Source organism: Croceibacter sp., from assembly GCF_002716225.1.
Classification (GTDB): Bacteria; Bacteroidota; Bacteroidia; order Flavobacteriales; family Flavobacteriaceae; genus Croceibacter; species Croceibacter atlanticus.
On sequence record NZ_PAZX01000007.1, the window covers coordinates 227,828 to 246,663 of the forward strand.

General features: G+C 34.3%; 18 protein-coding genes and 2 tRNA genes. 6 read left to right on the plus strand and 14 right to left on the minus strand.

Annotated features, from left to right (window positions below):
• Positions 1–12: 12 nt before the first annotated feature.
• The 6 genes from CL818_RS04810 to flxA form a co-directional block, all read right to left on the minus strand.
• Positions 13–453: a hotdog family protein gene (locus CL818_RS04810; protein ID WP_272972772.1), complete on the minus strand. Its 441-nt coding sequence runs from the start codon at positions 451–453 to the stop codon at positions 13–15.
• A gap of 101 nt (positions 454–554) precedes the next feature.
• A complete protein-coding gene (locus CL818_RS04815; RefSeq protein WP_272972771.1) occupies positions 555–1,427 on the minus strand; it encodes a lysophospholipid acyltransferase family protein in 873 nt (290 codons plus the stop codon).
• An 18-nt stretch (positions 1,428–1,445) separates the two neighbouring features.
• Positions 1,446–1,688, minus strand: a complete 243-nt coding sequence (locus CL818_RS04820; protein WP_013186545.1) for a phosphopantetheine-binding protein — start codon at positions 1,686–1,688, stop codon at positions 1,446–1,448.
• On the minus strand, positions 1,681–2,910 hold the full coding sequence (locus tag CL818_RS04825) for a beta-ketoacyl-[acyl-carrier-protein] synthase family protein (protein WP_286971958.1): 1,230 nt from the start codon (positions 2,908–2,910) through the stop codon (positions 1,681–1,683). The genes CL818_RS04820 and CL818_RS04825 overlap by 8 nt, the downstream gene beginning before the upstream one ends.
• A gap of 18 nt (positions 2,911–2,928) precedes the next feature.
• Positions 2,929–3,672: a flexirubin biosynthesis SDR family reductase FlxB gene (flxB, locus tag CL818_RS04830; RefSeq protein ID WP_013186547.1), complete on the minus strand. Its 744-nt coding sequence runs from the start codon at positions 3,670–3,672 to the stop codon at positions 2,929–2,931.
• A 35-nt stretch (positions 3,673–3,707) separates the two neighbouring features.
• Entirely contained in the window at positions 3,708–5,243 is a 1,536-nt protein-coding gene (gene flxA / locus CL818_RS04835) for a flexirubin biosynthesis tyrosine ammonia-lyase FlxA (protein WP_272972768.1), read from the minus strand.
• A 98-nt stretch (positions 5,244–5,341) separates the two neighbouring features.
• Here flxA and CL818_RS04840 point away from each other — a divergent pair, with 98 nt between their 5' ends.
• The gene (locus tag CL818_RS04840) at positions 5,342–6,589 is read left to right on the plus strand and encodes an NAD(P)/FAD-dependent oxidoreductase (RefSeq protein WP_272972767.1); all 1,248 of its coding nucleotides are present in this window, start codon (positions 5,342–5,344) and stop codon (positions 6,587–6,589) included.
• 11 nt (positions 6,590–6,600) lie between these two features.
• Here CL818_RS04840 and galE read toward each other — a convergent pair whose 3' ends face one another.
• The 4 genes from galE to rseP form a co-directional block, all read right to left on the minus strand.
• Positions 6,601–7,623 carry a UDP-glucose 4-epimerase GalE gene (gene galE / locus CL818_RS04845; RefSeq protein ID WP_272972766.1) on the minus strand — a complete coding sequence of 341 codons (1,023 nt, stop codon included), beginning with the start codon at positions 7,621–7,623 and terminating at the stop codon, positions 6,601–6,603.
• Positions 7,624–7,711: 88 nt separating this feature from the next.
• On the minus strand, positions 7,712–9,778 hold the full coding sequence (locus tag CL818_RS04850; protein ID WP_272972765.1) for a M13 family metallopeptidase: 2,067 nt from the start codon (positions 9,776–9,778) through the stop codon (positions 7,712–7,714).
• A gap of 152 nt (positions 9,779–9,930) precedes the next feature.
• A tRNA-Asn gene (locus CL818_RS04855) sits at positions 9,931–10,004 on the minus strand.
• 115 nt (positions 10,005–10,119) lie between these two features.
• A complete protein-coding gene (rseP, locus tag CL818_RS04860) occupies positions 10,120–11,436 on the minus strand; it encodes an RIP metalloprotease RseP (protein WP_286971966.1) in 1,317 nt (438 codons plus the stop codon).
• A gap of 146 nt (positions 11,437–11,582) precedes the next feature.
• Between rseP and CL818_RS04865 the strand changes: the two genes are divergently transcribed.
• From CL818_RS04865 to CL818_RS04880, 4 genes are all read left to right on the plus strand, one after another.
• Positions 11,583–12,254 (plus strand): SCO family protein, encoded by a 672-nt coding sequence (locus tag CL818_RS04865; RefSeq protein ID WP_283642602.1) that lies wholly within the window; start codon positions 11,583–11,585, stop codon positions 12,252–12,254.
• A gap of 84 nt (positions 12,255–12,338) precedes the next feature.
• Positions 12,339–12,569 carry a FeoA family protein gene (locus CL818_RS04870; protein ID WP_013186562.1) on the plus strand — a complete coding sequence of 77 codons (231 nt, stop codon included), beginning with the start codon at positions 12,339–12,341 and terminating at the stop codon, positions 12,567–12,569.
• A complete protein-coding gene (feoB, locus tag CL818_RS04875) occupies positions 12,569–14,668 on the plus strand; it encodes a ferrous iron transport protein B (protein WP_013186563.1) in 2,100 nt (699 codons plus the stop codon). Before CL818_RS04870 ends, feoB begins: the two co-directional genes overlap by 1 nt.
• A 12-nt stretch (positions 14,669–14,680) precedes the next feature.
• Entirely contained in the window at positions 14,681–14,827 is a 147-nt protein-coding gene (locus tag CL818_RS04880; RefSeq protein ID WP_013186564.1) for a hypothetical protein, read from the plus strand.
• Here the strand turns inward: CL818_RS04880 and CL818_RS04885 are convergent.
• The 4 genes from CL818_RS04885 to CL818_RS04900 all read right to left on the minus strand — a co-directional run bounded on the left by CL818_RS04885 (position 14,824) and on the right by CL818_RS04900 (position 17,740).
• Positions 14,824–16,431, minus strand: a complete 1,608-nt coding sequence (locus CL818_RS04885; protein WP_013186565.1) for a S41 family peptidase — start codon at positions 16,429–16,431, stop codon at positions 14,824–14,826. The genes CL818_RS04880 and CL818_RS04885 overlap by 4 nt on opposite strands.
• 10 nt (positions 16,432–16,441) lie before the next feature.
• Entirely contained in the window at positions 16,442–16,873 is a 432-nt protein-coding gene (locus CL818_RS04890; RefSeq protein WP_286971973.1) for a deoxycytidylate deaminase, read from the minus strand.
• A gap of 60 nt (positions 16,874–16,933) precedes the next feature.
• The gene (locus CL818_RS04895; protein ID WP_272972761.1) at positions 16,934–17,515 is read right to left on the minus strand and encodes a HupE/UreJ family protein; all 582 of its coding nucleotides are present in this window, start codon (positions 17,513–17,515) and stop codon (positions 16,934–16,936) included.
• 143 nt (positions 17,516–17,658) lie between these two features.
• Positions 17,659–17,740, minus strand: a tRNA-Leu gene (locus CL818_RS04900).
• Between the two features lie 137 nt (positions 17,741–17,877).
• On the opposite strand from CL818_RS04900, the gene CL818_RS04905 reads away from it, so the two are divergent.
• A complete protein-coding gene (locus CL818_RS04905) occupies positions 17,878–18,819 on the plus strand; it encodes a ribose-phosphate pyrophosphokinase (RefSeq protein ID WP_013186568.1) in 942 nt (313 codons plus the stop codon).
• Positions 18,820–18,836 lie beyond the last annotated feature (17 nt).

An 18,836-nucleotide genomic window follows, 5' to 3' on the forward strand; every position in this document is an offset into this window, starting at 1 on the left:
TTAGATAGTGTTTTAAGCGTTAGCAATAGCTGTTTTCATTTCACACTCAGCTATTAATGTATCATCTTTCATACAACGTAATTTCACCAATGTAATACCCATAAATTCGGTTACAATAGTTGCGGTTGTTGTTAGTACATCTGTCACCTTTGGCAATGTAAAAACCTCTACCTTTTTTATGGCGCCAATAAACCCAATTGGCACATCTCCTTGTTCATCTTTATTTTTATAACCGCTATGTAATGCAATGGTTTGTGCCATATGCTCAATTATACCAGCTTCTGTAAATGTGTTGTGGGCTGTAAAGATATTTTCTTCTGTTATTGTTAGTGAAGCTTTAACTTCTGTATCAGAATACGCTAAAAGTTTATCTACCATGATAATAGGCTCTCGTTGAGGTATTAGTGCCTTAATCTGTTCTTTGTCTGAAACTGGAAGTGTATTAATAGCCATAGTAGTCTTTTTAAAACGGTTCAAAAATACAATAAATGGTACTTGTGTAGTGAGATATTAACGGGACTTGTACACAGACTACTCTTAAGTTTATATTTATTTTAGTTCCAAAACTTAAAATAATTAAACCACTGTAAAGGATATTGTTGAAGTACAAGTTCTAAATCTTGTATGTATATTTTTAAAATTTCTTTTGCCGATTTTTGTCCGGTTTGTGTGGTACGCGTGTATAAATGGTAATGTGTTTTAGACGCTTTCATAACATATACAAAAGCAACAGGTGTTTTTAGTTTAGATGCTATTTGAAATGGTCCTGAAGGAAACTCTGCTTCTGCACCTAAAAAAGTATCTGTAAATGTTTTGGTATTATCTATATAGCGATCTCCTGTTATGCACACCAATTCTCCATTATTTAATGCTGCACTAATCTTATAGATATGAGAAAAGTCATTTTGAATAACTATTATCTTAAGGTTTGATTTGTGTGTTACCTTATTTAGGTAGGCTTTAATGTGTTGGTGTTCTGCATTTGTAATAACTAGGTTAATTTGAGACTGTAAATCGATATCATCAAAAAAGAATTCTCCAATTTCAAAATTACCTATGTGGGCACTTATTAAAATACCGCCTTTTCCTTGTTTTAATAGTGCGTTTAGCTTCTCTATACCATTAAACTCATAAGTGAATTTATGTTTTAAACCACTACCAATAGCTGTTTTGTCTATAATAGTCTGTCCAAAAACTATATAGTTCTTATAAACAGACCAAAGGCTTTTAATGTTAGAGTATCCTAGCCTTTTATTAAAATAATAAAATAAAGCTTTGGTGCTTTTAACGCTAAATAAGAGGTAATACAATGCTACAGGTACGAGGAGAATATAAGCTGCAGTAAGACCAAGATTCTTAATAAAGAATACAAAGATTTTATAGCCTAAAACTGTGCCTTTAGATTTTCCTTCCCATTTGGTAGCCATTAAAATGTAGGGGTTTACTTAGTTTACCTTACGCTCAATAAGATCGTAAAAATCTTGAAGGACAACCACGTTGGTAAAATCATCTCCTACAAGCTTCACTCCAAAGTTAGACTCAACCGCTACAACTAGGTCTACAAAGTCTAAGCTGTCTAACTCCAAGGTAGTTTTTAAATTTGCTTGAGGCGTAATATCATCTTCATCCGCCTCAAATTCATCTATGAGAAAATAATTTACCTTCTCAATGATTTGATCTTTAGTCATCTTCCGTTACAATTTTTTTGATAATTAATGCTGAATTGGTCCCGCCAAATCCAAAAGAATTGGACAAAAATACATCAAAATTTTTATCCATAGTTTTAGATACCAAGTTTAAATTTTGGGCAGCTTCATCAGGATGTTCCAAGTTAATATTAGGAGCAATAAACGAGTGTTGCATCATTAGCATAGAGTAAACAATTTCACTAGCTCCTGCCATCCAGCATTCGTGTCCGGTCATAGATTTTGTACTGCTAACATAAGGTTTGTAATCTCCAAATACTTTTGCAATAGCTAACGCTTCATTAGCATCTCCTACTGGTGTCGAAGTGGCGTGTGCGTTAACATAGGTAATTGTCTTAGGGTCTATGTTTGCCATCTGTATAGCTTTGTTCATTGCTATAGATGGCCCTTCGACATTTGGTGTGGAAATGTGCTCTCCATTAGATGAAAAGCCATAACCTATAATTTCTCCAAGAATTGGCGCACCTCTTTTAATTGCAGATTCATAACTTTCTATGACCACAGTAGCCGCGCCACCACTTGGTATTAAACCGTCTCTGTCTTTATCGAAAGGGCGTGAAGCTTTCTCCGGATTTTCATTGGTAGAAAAAACGCCTAGACCATCAAAACTACCAAAGGCTTCCTTATTAATTTCTTGAGCACCACCGCAAATTATAATATCCTGAAGGCCGCTTTTAATTAGGTGGTAGCCTAAACCAATGGCGTGAGAACCACTTGCGCAGGCAGCACTAATAGTCATGTTTACACCTCTTAATTTAAAGATGGTAGAAAGATTCATGGTAACTGTGGAGTTCATAGCTTGAAAAATAGCTCCAGACCCAACTAATGTGGTGTCTTTCTTATCTCTAACTTTGTCTATTGAATCTATCACAGATTTTGCAGTGCTATCATTACCAAATAAGATGCCTACTTCATTTTCATTTAAATAGTCTTGAGATATTTTAGCATTTTCTAAAGCTTCAATTGTTGAAGCATAAGCGTAAAAACCTTCTTGGCCCATACTTATACGCTCTCTTCTTGACAGTTGTTTTTTAAGGTCTGGAAGCTCGACCATGCCAGAAAGACAAGACCTATACCCAAACTCCTTTCTATCTGGGTCATATTTAATACCAGACACACCATTATAAAGAGATTCTTTTACTTCAGAAAGATTTTTACCGATACAAGAATAAATACCCATACCAGTGATGACCACGCGTTTCATAATTTTAAATTTCTTGCATTATGAATAGATACCGCCATTAATATTAATGACTTCTCCGGTAATATACGAAGCATTTCTTGAAGCTAAAAAGGAGACTAAATGCGCAACTTCTTCTGCTTCTCCAAACCTATTGGCAGGAATTAACTTTTTAAGTTCCTTTTCATTAAGCTCACTTGTCATATCTGTATTTATAAAACCAGGAGCTACAGCATTTACGGTAACATTTCTTTTTGCCACTTCTTGTGCTAAAGCTTTAGTTGCAGCAACTACAGCACCTTTAGCGGCAGAATAATTGGTTTGGCCAGGTGTACCTTTTACGCCAGATACAGATACCATATTTATAATACGACCGTATTTATTTACCAATAATTGCTTAATAAGATGATTGGTGACATTAAAAAACCCATTTAAACTGGTATTTATAACACTGTTCCAATCTTGAGTTGTCATCCACATAAATAAGCCATCTTTATTTATACCTGCATTATTAACTAAAACTTCTATAACAGCTTCTGGGTTGCTTTCCTGCCAAGCATCTAAAGATTTTGATACACTTTCTGCATTGGCAACATCAAATTTTAAAAGTTCAGCTTTATTGCCTTCAGCTTCTACAGCAACTTTTGTCTCATTTGCTGCAGTTTCATTGCTATTGTAGTTTATAAGGATTTTATAATCACTGTCTTTTGCTAGTTGAATGCAAACTGCTCTGCCAATACCTCTTGAGCCACCTGTAACCAATGCATATTTTGTTTTTTCTGACATATATGTAGTTTCTGTTATACAACAAAAATAGAGTGTTAGTTTTGCTCTATTTCAGTTTCAATAATAAATGATTTTACCTTATTAACATAAGGATACATAACCACATCTTCTTTAAAAGCGGGAACTATTTCTCTTATTTGATCAAAGAAAACTTTTGTTTTAGAAGATACTTTGTCTTTTACATCTAAGAACTCAATGGCTTGAACAATAGTTATTAATTCAATAGCTACAACTTCAAAAGCATTTTCAATTACTTTCTTAGTAATTAAGGCAGCATTTGTGCCCATACTCACAACGTCTTGGTTGTCATTGTTGTTAGGTATGCTATGTACATACATTGGGTTAGAAAGCATTTGATTTTCTGCAGTTGTAGAAGTTGCAGTAAATTGAACACCTTGCATCCCAAAATTTAAACCAAGTTGTCCTAAATTCACAAAAGGTGTGAGAATATTATTTAGTTTAGAATTAAGCAGGTAATTAAGCTGTCTTTCTGCAAGCATACTCAACTTAGCGACTACAATTTTTAACTTGTCCATCTCTAAAGACACATAGTCGCCGTGAAAATTACCACCATGATATACTTGTTTATCTTTAACGTTTACAATAGGGTTATCATTTGCAGAGTTTACTTCTTCAATCAATATTTTTTCGACCATATTTAAAGTGTCTAACACAGGTCCTAATATTTGTGGAACACAACGTAAAGAATAATATTCCTGCACTTTTTCTTCAAAGACAGTAACGTTCTTGTTGTCCTTATACAGGTGATGCTCTCTTTTTCGAGTTAATTTACTATCAGATAAATGGTTGCGCATCATTTCTGCAATATCACGTTGCCCAACATGCTTTTTTGTATTATTAAGCTCAAAAGATAAATGATCATCATAAGCTTGTACAATTTCATTTATAGCAGAAGAACAGGCAACCATCCAATGTAAAAGACGTCTTGTGTAGAGTGTGTTTACAATGCCAATACCTGTCATAACAGAGGTACCATTCATAATAGCTAAACCTTCTCTCAACTCTACTTTAATAGGATTTAAATTGTCTTTGGTAAACACATCTTTGGTTAATAAGCGTTGGCCTTTAACAAAAACTTCGCCTTCACCTATTAAAACAAGAGCCATATGTGCAAGTTGTACTAAGTCTCCACTCGCGCCAACACCACCATGCTCATAAATTAAAGGTGTAATATCTTTATTTATTAGTTCTGCCATTAAAGCTACAACAGATTTGTGAACGCCAGAATTTCCTAAGCACAATGTGTTTAGTCTTGCTAACATTGCTGCTTTTACATAACGTTCTGTTAGTGGGTTGCCAGTTCCAGAAGCATGACTTCTTATTAAGTTGTATTGTAATTGTATGCGTTGGGAGTCTTCAATCTTATATTGTGCCATTGGGCCAAACCCAGTATTTACACCATAAATAACTTTATTTTCAGAAAACGATTTTAAAAAATTGAAGCTTTCTTCAACAAGCTCTGTAACAGATTTATCTATGGTAATCTGTTCTTTATTAAAAACAACTTGGTAAAAATCTGAGATTTCTAATTTACCCTTTAGTGTAAACATGTATTATAATTCTTAGTGTTCTATTCGGGAAGAATAAATTTTAAAAATAATTTGAGCTACAAATGTATACTAAAACTAAGTATCTGTAATTTTAGGGCATGAAAAATATAAAAACAGATGTTCTTGTTATTGGAGCAGGACCTTCTGGATGTGTTGCATCTGCATATCTACAGGCTAACAACATAGATGTGTTAGTTGTTGAAAAAAGTAAATTTCCAAGATTTGTTATTGGAGAAAGTCTTCTGCCTAGATGTATGGATCACTTCGAAGAGGTAGGACTTTTAGACTGTCTTAAGGCTGAGGGTTTTGAGGTTAAATCTGGCGCACGATTTATTAAAGGAAATAAAGTGTGTGATTTTGAGTTTGATAAGAAATTTAGTCCTGGTTGGGATTGGACATGGCAAGTGCCTAGAGCAGATTTTGACCACGCCCTAACAAACGAATTACAACGAAAAGGAGTTTCAATATATTTTGAACATGAAGTTGTAGACGTTGAATTTTATATGGATGGAAGCTCTAAGACTTCACTTAAAGACAGAAATGGTGTTATTACTGTGGTTGAAGCTAAGTTTGTAATAGATTCAAGCGGTCATGGCAGAGTTTTACCAAGATTATTGGGTTTAGACAAACCATCAAAAATACCTAAGCACTCGTCTTTATTTACCCATGTAAAAGATTTAAGAAGACCTTCTTCTGTAGAGGGAACAAGAATAACGTTTGATGTTATTAATAAGGATGTTTGGCTTTGGGTTATTCCTTTTTCTAATGGAATAACTAGTTTAGGTTTTGTAGGTCCTACAGATTACTTTGAAGATTTTAAGGGAACTACCACTGAAAAACTACAACAATTAATGGCACTTTCAGATTTTTATAATCCTAGATTTAAAGATATAGAATACGAGTTTGAGCCAAAAATGATTAAAAACATCTCAAAATCTGTAACACAATTATATGGTAATGGGTTTGCATTAACTGGTAATAGTGCAGAGTTTTTAGACCCAGTATTTTCATCTGGAGTTACTTTTGCTACAGAGTCTGGGCTTTTAGCGGCTAAACTTGCAGCTAAAGAGATTACTGGAGAGAAAGTTAATTGGGAAACAGACTATAAGGATTACATTCTTTCTGGCGTCACGGTATTTTCAACTTATGTAAGTGAATGGTATACAGGTAATTTGCAAAAAATATTCTTTTATGATAATATAAGCCCTAGTGTAAAAGCGCAAATTTGCTCTGTCTTGGCTGGTTATGTTTGGGATACTACAAACCCTTTTGTGAAAAACCATCATAGACTTGTAAAAACATTGTCTAAGGTCATAGACTTAGAAACTGAAGGCAATACAGATTAAACAATCTAGTCTTACTCTTTCTTGCTAAGGGCTAGTTCCCATTCCCAAGCACTCTTTAAAGCACTTTGTAAGCTGTATTTTGGTGTCCAGCCTAATACAGTTTTACTTTTAGTAGTATCTGCGTATGCTGCAATCACATCTCCTTTTCGTCTTTCTGCTATTTTGTAATTCAAAGATTTTTGATTTGCAGATTCAAAAGCATTTATAACCTCTAATACAGAATTTCCGGTTCCAGTTCCAATATTAAAAACTTCATAATTGTCTTTGCTTTTTTTATTAAGAAGACGCTCCAAAGCTACAACGTGAGCTTCTGCTAAATCCATAACATGAATATAATCTCTTATACATGTACCGTCTTGAGTAGGGTAATCATCTCCAAACACAGAAAGTTCAGCACGCTTACCAATAGCTGTTTGAGTGATAAATGGAACTAGATTTTGAGGTACACCTATAGGAAGCTCACCAATTAAAGCACTGGAATGAGCACCAATTGGATTAAAATAGCGTAATGCAATAGCAGAGAAATTTGGATTTGCATTGCAAGTATCCTCAATTATTTGTTCTCCAACTTTTTTTGTGTTTCCGTAAGGAGATTCTGCTGGTTTTATAGGTGCATTTTCAGTGATAGGAAGTTTGTCTGCTTGCCCATATACAGTACAGGAAGAGCTAAAAATTAGTGGTGCAGACGCTATCTTTTGTAATTCTTGTAATAATGTGGTTAATGTGCCTAAGTTGTTTTCATAATAGGCTAGTGGTTTATTTACACTTTCTCCAACAGCTTTAGAAGCCGCAAAATGAATAACACCATTTATATCTTTATGTTTTTCAAAAAAAGACACGACGTCTTCTTTTTGTCGCATATCTATTTTTTCAAAATCTGGAGACTTACCGGTAATTTCGGTAATTCCTGCTAATACATCTAATGAAGAGTTGCTGAGGTTGTCAATAATTACAACGTCAAACCCTTTATTTTGTAAGGCTACTACAGTATGTGAGCCAATATATCCTAAACCACCTGTAACTAATATTTTCATAAAACAATTATACGATTTTCTTTATTGAAGAAAACAAAAAACCCTAGCGTTTATAGCTAGGGTTTTTTATATAAGTTCCGAAAAATTATTACCAGATTCTCACTCGTTTCTCTGGCTCTAAATACATTGCATCTCCTTCTTTAATATCAAATGCTTTATAAAATGCATCTACATTTAAAAGAGGTTGTGTAGCTCTGTAACGACCTGGAGAATGTGGGTCTGTCTTAATTTGAGAACGTAACGCTTCATCACGTTGTTTTGTTCTCCAAACAGTTGCCCAACTCATAAAGAATCGTTGTTCTGGAGTAAAACCATCAATATTTTCAGGGCGACCATTTTCTTCATAATATTTCTGAAGTCCGTCATAAGCACCTAATAAACCACCAAGGTCACCAATATTTTCACCAAGTGTAAATTTTCCATTTATGTAAACACTGTCTAACACCTCAACTTGGCTGTATTGTTCTGCTAAAGCATTACCGCGTTCAGTAAATTTATCTAAATCTTCTTTAGACCACCAGTTAACTAAATTTCCTTCTGCATCAAAACGAGAACCGCTATCATCAAAAGCGTGAGAAATTTCATGACCGATTACAGCGCCAATTCCACCATAATTTACAGCTTCATCTGCTTTGTAATCGTAAAATGGTGGTTGTAGTATTGCTGCTGGAAATACAATCTCATTGTTAAATGGATTAAAATATGCATTTACAGTTTGTGGAGACATTCCCCATTCTTTTCTATCAACCGGCTCATTTATTCTATCTAAGTTGTCTTTAATTTGCCAAGCAGCAACAGCAACCATGTTGTCATAATATGATTTGTCTGAAGAAACCTCCATTGTTGAATAGTCTTCCCACTCGTCTGGATATCCAATCTTAACAGTAAATTTGTCTAATTTTTCGATAGCTTTTGTTTTTGTGCTATCACTCATCCATTCTAACTTTTCAATTCTTTCTTGATATGCTTCAATAATATTAGCAATCATTTTTTCTGCTTTAGCTTTAGCTTCTGGCGGAAACTGCTTTTCTACATATAATTTTCCTACAGCTTCACCAACTGTGTTGTTTACTGTTGCTAGAGCGCGCTCATCTGCAGGACGTTGTTTTTTAGTTTCATTAAGATATTTGCTGTAAAAATCCCAATTTGCTTTTTCAATTTCTGTAGTTAAATAACCAGCAGATGTATTAAGTGTAGCCCATCTAAGTAACGTTTTCCACTCATCAATATTTCCAGTATTAAGTTTTTGCTGTACAACTTCCATATACTTTGGTTGCATAACAATTAAAGTATCTACATCTTTTTCTACTCCCATATCCTTTAACGCTTCTTCCCAAGAAATTGCAGGCACCATTTTTTGAACTTCAGAAATAGAACGAGGATTATTAAAGTTTCTGAAATCACGACTTGCAACCTTATCTAATCTTGGTGTAGCTAGCTCTGTTTCTAATTTAAGAATAGTTTCTGCTTGTTTGCGAGCTTCTTCTTCTGAGTCTCCTAAAAACTGAAGCATTCTTGTAATATGGTTAACATATTCTAATCTAATTTCCTTTGACTTAGAATCTGTATTTGTGTAATAATCTCTGTCCGGTAAGCCTAATGAACCTGGCGTAAGATATGCCGAGTTAATTGATGAGTTATTTGGATTAGAGAATGCTGCAAGTCCAAAGAAAGGTTGTGCAACTAATACCGCTTCTTCTGTAATTACTTTTTGAAAGTCTTCGGTAGAGTTTATGTTTTCAATTAATTTTAAAGCTGGCTGTAATGGTTTAATACCTGCTTCATCTCTTGCTACAGTATCCAGTTCAGATTCAAAAATAGTTAAAGCTTTTGCTTGGTCTGTGCTTGCATCATATTTGCCACTTTCTTTGGCTTCTGCTAAGATATTAAGTACATTTTTATCTGTTGATTTACGTAAAACACCAAAACCACCCCAACGTGATTGGTCGTCTGGAATTTCAGTATTCTTCATCCAATTACCATTAACGTAATTGTAAAAGTCGTCTTTAGGGTTTACTGTGGTATCCATGTTTGAGAGGATGATACCGTGTTCTCCTTCATCTGCCTTGGCAACATCTTTGTTGTCTTTGCAAGACACAGTCACTAATGCAACAGCACAAGTAGAGAGTAAGAAAGTTTTGAAGTAGGTTTTCATTATTCTGTAGTTTGGTTTAAGTTATTTAAGAAAAATAATTAATTGCGACGCTAAAGTTACAGAATTGAAGCGATTTAAGTATAATTATTATAACATTGTTTGTTGAAGTAAAAACAAAAAAGCCTTAACTAATAAAAGTTAAGGCTTTTGAGCTCCCCTTCTTGGACTCGAACCAAGGACCCTCTGATTAACAGTCAGATGCTCTAACCAACTGAGCTAAAGAGGAATGTATTTTAAAATTTTTACAATCTTGTTGCAAAAAAGAACTAATGTTTCTTTCAAAACGGATGCAAATATAAAACAATTTTTAAACTCTCAAAATGTTTTCTTTTATTTTTTTGCTATTCGAAAATAGCTCTGTAAATATCATTACCGTTTGCAAATAAAACTAACGCAATAATAATAAAGAAACCAACAAGTTGTGCGTATTCCATAAACTTATCTCCTGGCTTTCTTCCGCTTATTATTTCATAAAGGAGAAACATAACATGACCACCATCTAATGCAGGAATTGGCAAAATGTTCATAAATGCTAATATGATAGAAATTAAGGCTGTTGTCATCCAAAATGCCTGCCAGTTCCAAGCATCTGGGAATAAGTTCCCTATTGCTCCAAAACCACCAACTTGTGTTGCACCTTTGGCTGTAAACACATATTTAAATTGTGCTACGTAGTCCCTAAGTGTGTCATAACCATAGCTAAACCCTTCTGTTATACTTTGTCCCAATGTATATTGCTTAGTTTCAATACTTACGTTTTGCTTTGCAGACAAGCCTAGGTTCTCATCTTTTTCGGCAATTAAATTTAAAGTTTGTGTTGCTCCGTTTCTTATTACACCTACAGTAAACTCATTAGTTTCTAGGTTTGCTCTTTTTCTTTTAAACTCATTAAAAGAAGTAACTTTTTCTCCATTTATAGAAGTTAAATTATCTCCAACCAGAAACCCTGCTTTATCTGCTTTTGTGTTTTTTCCTATACTATCTAAAGTTACAGTTACTAGAGGTTGTATAGGTGTTGTAAGACCAGACTGCCAAAGTGTGTCACCAATATCTTCAGGGATATTTAATGTTTCCCTTGTACCGTCACTGTGTAACACTGTTATAGTATTTACATCTCTTAGCATTAAGTCTCTGTTAATCGCTAAAGAGTTTTCGTAGTCTTTGCCATTTACTTGTAAAATTTGATCTCCATTTTGAAATCCGTATTGCTCAAACTCTTCAGCAACATATAAGCCGTCTGGCATTTGTTCTGGGCCAGTATAACCGCTTCCCCAAACAAATAAAACCATCATATATATTAAAAATCCTAATACAATATTTACAACAACACCACCAACCATAATAATTAGGCGTTGCCAAGCTGGTTTTGAACGAAACTCCCATTCTTTTGGTTCTTGGGCCATTTGTTCTTTGTCCATGCTTTCATCTATCATACCAGAGATTTTAACATAGCCTCCAAGTGGTAACCAACCGATACCATAAACTGTCTCGCCAATTTTCTTTTTGAAAAGAGCAAACTTCACATCAAAGAATAGGAAAAACTTTTCTACTCGAGTTTTAAAGATTTTAGCAGGAATGTAATGTCCAAATTCATGTAGGACAATTAATAGTGATAAACTAAGTAATAACTGTATAGCTTTTATAAAGAATGGACTCATTTCCATAGGGTTGTCTAAATTTTAGTGTGCAAAAGTAAACTTTTCAGAATTTATGTCTCTTTTAAAGACATTTAATTAGTAAAGATTTAGCAATCTGTGTTACAAAATATGTTGCTGGATTGTAATTTTGCACAAATAATTTTCAGATGCTTCAGTTTTTTTCAAAATACAAGTGGTTTTTTGTGGTGATGTTTGTGCTTTCAGCAATTATTATCTACACATTTTATACCGTTTTAAAACCAACAAAAAAGCTGCCAATTTATCAGCCTGCAGATGTTAATGTTGAGTTGGTAGATACTACTGTACAGTATGTAAGGAAGTATCATAAAATAAAAGATTTTGAGCTCATAAATCAAAACGGAGATATAGTTACTCAGCAGGTCTTTGCAAATAAAATTTATGTAGCAGATTTTTTCTTCACTACCTGTCAAACTATTTGCCCTATAATGACAGATCATATGGCTAACCTTCAAGAAGAGCTACTTAACAACGATAATGTTTTGCTGTTGTCACATACCGTACAACCTGAAGTTGATAGTGTGCCTCAATTAAAAAAATACGCAAAAAAGAAAGGTGTTATAAATTCTAAATGGCATTTAGTAACTGGTAAGAAGAAAGACATTTACGATTTAGCCAGAAAAAGTTATTTGGCAAGTAAAACAGATGGCAACGGTGGTCCTTATGATATGATACATACCGAAAACTTTGTTTTGGTAGACCAGCAAAGGCGTATACGTGGCTTTTATGATGGGACTAAGCCAGAAAGTATAACTGAGATTTTAGAAGATATTAAGATTTTAGAACGAGAAGTAGAGTAGTTATAGAAGTTTATCTCATTATATTTTCCAAACCACTATAAATCGACTACTTTTGCTTATCTAAATTCAATCTAAATAAAAAAGTTGAAAGTAACTGTTGCTCATTTAAAACGCGGCCAACGCGGTATCATAAAAGATATTTCTGCAGAGGTTATTCCTTTAAAGCTTCTAGAAATGGGATGTTTGCCTGGCAATGAAGTAACATTGGTACAAACTGCGCCATTTAAGGATCCTATGTATCTTAATATAAATGGGAGCCATTTGGCTATAAGAAAAGAAACAGCTTTAAATATTGAAATAGATATTATCTCGTAATGCCCAAAAACATCAACGTCGCTCTTATTGGAAACCCAAACACAGGAAAGACATCTGTCTTTAACCATTTAACGGGTTTAAATCAACAAGTAGGAAACTATCCAGGTATTACTGTAGAAAAGAAAGAAGGTATTTGCAAATTGCCACGAGGCCTTAAAGCCCATATTTTAGATCTTCCAGGTACTTATAGCTTAAACGCTTCATCCTTAGATGAAAATGTGGTAATTGAGTTGTTATTAAATAAGAACGATAAAGATTACCCAGATGTTGCGGTAGTAGTTAGTGATGTTGAAAACCTAAAGCGAAATCTATTACTTTTTACACAGATAAAAGATTTAGGTTTACCAACAATTTTAGTGATTAATATGGCAGATCGTATGAAACGAAAAGCCATTAGTCTTGATATTCCTCTTTTAGAGAAACAGCTTAAAACTAAGATTGCTTTAGTTAGTGCCCGTAAAAAAGAAGGAATAGAAGAACTTAAAGAGTTAATCACAAATTTTAAACATATATCCGACGAGCCCTGTGTAAATGCATCTGTAATAGCTCCAGATTATTTTGACAGGTTAAAAAAAGCATTTCCTAACCAATCCCTTTATAAGTTATGGTTGGTAATTACACAGGATGTAAATTTCGGAAAGATAGATAGAAAAAGGCCAGATGGTATTGCCTCTTTTAAAACCGAAAACACGAGCACTCTTAAACGGCTTCAGCAAAAAGAAACCATTTTAAGATATCAATTTATAAATGGCGTTTTAAGAGAAGGTTTAACTGTAGACAAAGAGAACGCTAAAGACCTTCGAGCAAGACTAGATAGGATATTAACCCATAAGGTTTGGGGGTACCTTATTTTCTTTGGAATCTTGTTGTTAATATTCCAAGCTATTTACGATTGGTCTAGCTACCCAATGGATTTTATTGATGGCACATTTGCCTCTTTGGGCGAATGGGTTAAACAAGTATTACCAGCTGGAGCATTTACTAACCTTATAAGTGAAGGAATTATACCTGGCTTAGGAGGTATTATCATATTTATACCTCAAATTGCCTTTTTATTTCTCTTTATTTCTGTTTTGGAAGAAAGTGGGTATATGAGTCGAGTGGTCTTTTTAATGGATCGAATAATGAGGCGATTTGGCCTTAGTGGTAAAAGTGTTGTTCCATTAGTTTCAGGTACTGCTTGTGCCATTCCTGCTGTTATGGCATCACGAAATATAGAAAGTTGGAAGGAACGGTTAATTACAATTCTTGTAGTGCCATTTACCACGTGTTCTGCGCGGTTGCCTGTGTATCTTATAATAATTGCTTTGGTGATTCCTGAAGAGAAGTTCTTATTCTTCAATTTACAAGGGTTAACCTTAATGTTGCTTTATCTCTTAGGATTCGGGATGGCTATATTTTCTGCATTTATCCTTAATAAAATTCTTAAAATTAAGAGTAAAACTTACTTTGTTATAGAAATGCCAAACTATAAGCTGCCAATGCTTAAAAATGTGGCTATTAATGTAATAGAAAAAACCAAATCTTTTGTTGTGGGTGCTGGTAAAATTATACTAGCAATTAGTATTGTACTATGGGTATTAGCTAGTTATGGTCCTGGCGAAAAGTTTGAAAATGCAGAAACCTACGTTACTGAAAATATAGCTGCAGCAAATGCTACACAAGATGAGATAGATAAACACGTTGCCTCTTATAAACTTGAAAATTCTTATATAGGAATTATGGGTAAGTTTATTGAACCTGCAGTAAGTCCTTTGGGTTATGACTGGAAAATAGGAATAGCTATTGTAAGTTCTTTTGCAGCAAGAGAAGTATTTGTAGGAACATTGGCCACAATTTATAGTGTTGGTAGTGATGAAGAAGAAACAATTAAACGCCGTATGGCTGCAGAAGTGAACCCAATTTTAGGAGGACCTTTATTTAATCTTGCAAGCGGAATAAGCTTGTTGTTATTCTATGCTTTTGCCATGCAGTGTATGAGTACCTTGGCAATAGTTAAAAGAGAAACCAATACCTGGAAATGGCCGGTATTACAACTAGGTATAATGACAGCTATTGCTTACGTTGCAGCATTGGTTGCTTTTCAATTATTAAAATAGTAAATTAAAGAGATGGAACAATTGCAGAATATACTCGTAATAATCACAGCTAGTTTAGCTGTAATGTATTTAGTGGGCAAGTTTATTTGGAAACCAGCTTTTTTAAAGCCAAAAGCATCTAAAGTTGGTTGTGGTGAAAATGACTGTGGTTGCCACTAGTCTAAAAATCGACTAGCATCTTCGGTAGATATCTTAATTACCTTCTTTATAAACGCATCATCTTCATTTACTAATTTCTCAAAAGCATTACTGCCATATAATTGTTGTGCCATTGTTGCTTTTAGGTAACGTTTTAGATCTGGTAAATGATTTTTAACTTGTAGCCTATAACCTTGGTTTGCCGTATAGTTTATAAATTCTTGAGCTGTAGCATTTGTAATAAGTTCTTTCTCTACAAATTCATTAAAACTTAAACTCGTATAAAAATCTCTGTTTTTTTCTAGAAGATTAAACACAAACCTGTTCATAAAGCCGCTTCGTAATAAAAAACGAATACTTTCACTTTCATATGAGGTGTCTTTAGGTATAAATATATCTGGTATAATACCGCCGCCACCATAAACAATTTTACCTTTTGGTGTTCTAAACTTTAAAGAATCTGCAACTGTTATACTGTCTTGGCTAATTAGCTCGCCATTTTTATATCTGTTTAAGTAATCACTAAAGTAAGCGTCGTTCCCATTTTCATAAGGTTTTTGGATGCTTCTTCCGGTAGGCGTGTAATAACGTGCAATGGTAAGGCGTACAGCGCTACCATCCCCTAGTGCCATTTCGCGTTGCACTAATCCTTTACCATAAGACCTGCGTCCTATAATTAATCCTCTATCGTTGTCTTGTATGGCTCCAGCTATAATTTCTGATGCAGACGCAGATGTTTCATCAATAAGCACATAAATACCACCATCTTCAAAGTTTCCGCTTCTTGTAGCGTAGGTGTTTTCTACCTTGCCCTTTTTGTTTTTTGTGAAAAGGATAAGCTTATCGTCTTCTAAAAATTCATCTATAATTTTAGTGGTTTGACCAATATAACCTCCAGGATTTCCGCGTAAATCTATAGCCAGTTCTGTGGCGCCTTGTTGTTGTAGGGTTGTAAGTGCCTGCTTAAATTCTGTATAGGTGCTTTCTGCAAAGCGGTTCATTTTTATATAACCCAACTCATCTGTTAGCATATAAAAGGCATCAACACTTTTTAGGGGAACATCACCTCGTTTAATTGTGGTTTTGAAGGTTTTGTCTTCACTAGGCCTATAAACCGTAAGCGTTACATTTGTATTTCTTTTCCCTTTTAGAAAATTTGAAAGAGAATCGTTAGTTACATTATTTCCAAATAGCTTTATATTGTCTGCATAAAGTATTCTGTCTCCGCCAACAATACCACTTTTTTCACTTGGGCCACCTTCAATAGTATTTATAACAGAAATTGTATCTCTTATGGTGTAAAAACTAACACCAATCCCTACAAAGTCTCCTTTCATATTTTCGGCAACTGCTTTGTATTCGCTTTGAGGTATATATGTTGAGTGTGGGTCTAAATTTTCTAAGATGCCATCTACAGTAACATCTACAATACTATCGGTATTAACTTGGTCCACATACTCATAGTCTATATAATCTATAAGTCTGTTTAGTTTTTCTTTTTTAGGGTTAGAGGCAAAAAGGCTTTCGCTTCCGTTAGAGAAGTTAAGTTTTGCGCCTAGAAATATTCCAAAAGCACAGGCTATGCCTAAAAAAAGTGGGAGATAAGATTTTTTGTAAAATTTCAAGTTGTTTGTGTTAGTCGTCTGGATTAGAAATATGTTCTATAAGGACGCCAGCTTTTTCTAAAAATTTCAATCCAGAGTTATCTTTATAGTCGTGTTGATATACAACGCGTTTTATACCAGATTGGTGTATGAGTTTGCTACAATCTTTACAAGGAGACATTGTTATGTATAATGTTGCGTCCCTACAGGATTGTGTGCTTCCGGCAACTTTTAAAATGGCATTAGCTTCTGCATGCAATACATACCATTTTGTGTAGCCTTCATCATCTTCACAATAATTTTCAAAACCAGTTGGGGTACCATTGTACCCATCACTTATAATCATCCTATCCTTTACAATAAGCGCGCCAACTTGTTTTCGTTTACAATGCGACAGCTGTCCCCATTCTCTAGCTATGCGTAAATAGGCTTTGTCGTATTTAAGTTGTTTTTGTTGAGACATTTAAGTGGGTTTAATACTTTTTAAAAGTAATAGATTTATTATAAAAAAGAATTTAAGAGCTTACCAAAGCCAGTTTTCAAAAAGTATTGGTAAAACTATACCTATTACTATAGAAGAGGAAACAATAATCCAATCTCTGCGACTTATGCTTAATAAAGACTGGCAAACAAAACTAATTCCTAGAACGGCTAATACTACAAGAATTTGAGATACTTCTATTCCAGCTGCAAACCCTACTAATGGCAAAACTTTTTGATCTCCAGTAGCTATCATTTTAAAATACGTTGAAAACCCAAAACCGTGTATTAACCCAAAGAAAAGCGTCGCAATGTATTGACCATAATGTTTTCTGACAGTTGTGTTATTATCCGCAATCTTTAAATTGTAAACAGCTGCTAGTATAATGGTTACGGGTATTAAAAACTCTATAATTGAGCTGTCAACCGTAAAAATACCGAATGATGATACTATTAATGAGAGTGTGTGTCCAATTGTAAACAGTGTAACCAGAGCAAGAACTTTTTGCCATTCCTTAAATGAATACACAGCTACTAATACAATAAAGAACAATACATGATCGTAGGCGTTAATATCTAAGACGTGAGTTAAACCAAGCTCAAAAAAAAGCTGTAATTGATTCATTGTTTTTAATAGTTTAATTGGAGCTTATAAAGGTACTTAATCTATAGAAGATACGTTAACAGCTATTTCTGAAGAATGATTAAAAAGTACTTTTCAATAAAAAACCCATAATAACAAATAGAATTTGCTGTTATGGGTTTTCGTACTCAAGGCGGGAATCGAACCCGCACAACCGAAGTTACTGGATTTTGAATCCAGCGCGTCTACCAGTTCCGCCACTTGAGCATTAATGGACGGCAAAATTAACAAATTATTTTATAGGTAACCTTAAATTTCACCACATTCTTTTACCTTAAACTCAAAGAATTACCTATTTTTGCACCTCATTTTGAAAACTTAAGCTTAACCAACTCAAAATCAATATGCCAGAGGTTACTACAGAAGCAAAAATCTTTGCTTGTACACAAAGTAAAACACTAGCTGAAAACATAGCAAGCCATTACGGTGTGCCAATTGGTAACGTTATAACATCAACTTATAGTGATGGTGAATTTCAGCCTTCATTTGAGGAGTCTGTAAGAGGTACAAGAGTTTTTATTATTGGGTCTACAAATCCTGGACCTAATAATTTAATGGAAATGTTACTTATGCTTGATGCTGCTAAACGTGCATCTGCAAGACATATAACTGCAGTATTGCCATATTTTGGATGGGCAAGACAAGACAGAAAAGACAAACCAAGAGTGCCAATTGCGGCAAAATTGGTAGCAAAAATGCTAGAGACTGCTGGAGCAACACGTATAATTACAATGGATCTTCACGCAGACCAAATACAAGGCTTTTTTGAAAGGCCAGTAGATCATTTATTTGCTTCAACAATTTTCTTGGAGCAAATTAGAGATTTAAACTTAGACAATCTTATGATAGCTTCTCCAGATATGGGAGGTTCTAAAAGAGCATATGCATACAGTAAAGCTCTTGAAAGTGAGGTTGTTATTTGTTATAAACAACGTGCCAAGGCCAATGTTATTTCGCATATGGAGCTAATTGGTGATGTTACAGGCAAGAATGTCATCCTTGTAGATGATATGGTAGACACTGCTGGAACATTAACAAAAGCTGCAGATTTAATGATGGAGCGTGGCGCAAAAAGTGTACGAGCAATATGTACACACCCAATTTTATCTGGGAATGCTTATGAGCGTATAGAGAATTCTAAACTGGAACAATTAATTGTTACAGATTCAATCCCTCTAACACAAAAAAGCAATAAGATAAAAGTGGTGTCTTGTGCTAAACTCTTTGCAGAGGTTATGACAAGAGTACACCACAACAAGTCGATTAGTTCGACATTTGTAATGTAATTTATTAATTAATCAAA

Excerpts from the sequence above, each read along its gene's own strand:
- CL818_RS04810 (WP_272972772.1), bottom strand. The coding sequence starts at position 453 with ATGGCTATTAATACACTTCCAGTTTCAGACAAAGAACAGATTAAGGCA.
- CL818_RS04815 (WP_272972771.1), bottom strand. The coding sequence starts at position 1,427 with ATGGCTACCAAATGGGAAGGAAAATCTAAAGGCACAGTTTTAGGCTAT.
- CL818_RS04820 (WP_013186545.1), bottom strand. The coding sequence starts at position 1,688 with ATGACTAAAGATCAAATCATTGAGAAGGTAAATTATTTTCTCATAGAT.
- CL818_RS04825 (WP_286971958.1), bottom strand. The coding sequence starts at position 2,910 with ATGAAACGCGTGGTCATCACTGGTATGGGTATTTATTCTTGTATCGGT.
- flxB (WP_013186547.1), bottom strand. The coding sequence starts at position 3,672 with ATGTCAGAAAAAACAAAATATGCATTGGTTACAGGTGGCTCAAGAGGT.
- flxA (WP_272972768.1), bottom strand. The coding sequence starts at position 5,243 with ATGTTTACACTAAAGGGTAAATTAGAAATCTCAGATTTTTACCAAGTT.
- CL818_RS04840 (WP_272972767.1), top strand. The coding sequence starts at position 5,342 with ATGAAAAATATAAAAACAGATGTTCTTGTTATTGGAGCAGGACCTTCT.
- galE (WP_272972766.1), bottom strand. The coding sequence starts at position 7,623 with ATGAAAATATTAGTTACAGGTGGTTTAGGATATATTGGCTCACATACT.
- CL818_RS04850 (WP_272972765.1), bottom strand. The coding sequence starts at position 9,778 with ATGAAAACCTACTTCAAAACTTTCTTACTCTCTACTTGTGCTGTTGCA.
- rseP (WP_286971966.1), bottom strand. The coding sequence starts at position 11,436 with ATGAGTCCATTCTTTATAAAAGCTATACAGTTATTACTTAGTTTATCA.
- CL818_RS04865 (WP_283642602.1), top strand. The coding sequence starts at position 11,583 with ATGCTTCAGTTTTTTTCAAAATACAAGTGGTTTTTTGTGGTGATGTTT.
- feoB (WP_013186563.1), top strand. The coding sequence starts at position 12,569 with ATGCCCAAAAACATCAACGTCGCTCTTATTGGAAACCCAAACACAGGA.
- CL818_RS04880 (WP_013186564.1), top strand. The coding sequence starts at position 14,681 with ATGGAACAATTGCAGAATATACTCGTAATAATCACAGCTAGTTTAGCT.
- CL818_RS04890 (WP_286971973.1), bottom strand. The coding sequence starts at position 16,873 with ATGTCTCAACAAAAACAACTTAAATACGACAAAGCCTATTTACGCATA.
- CL818_RS04895 (WP_272972761.1), bottom strand. The coding sequence starts at position 17,515 with ATGAATCAATTACAGCTTTTTTTTGAGCTTGGTTTAACTCACGTCTTA.
- CL818_RS04905 (WP_013186568.1), top strand. The coding sequence starts at position 17,878 with ATGCCAGAGGTTACTACAGAAGCAAAAATCTTTGCTTGTACACAAAGT.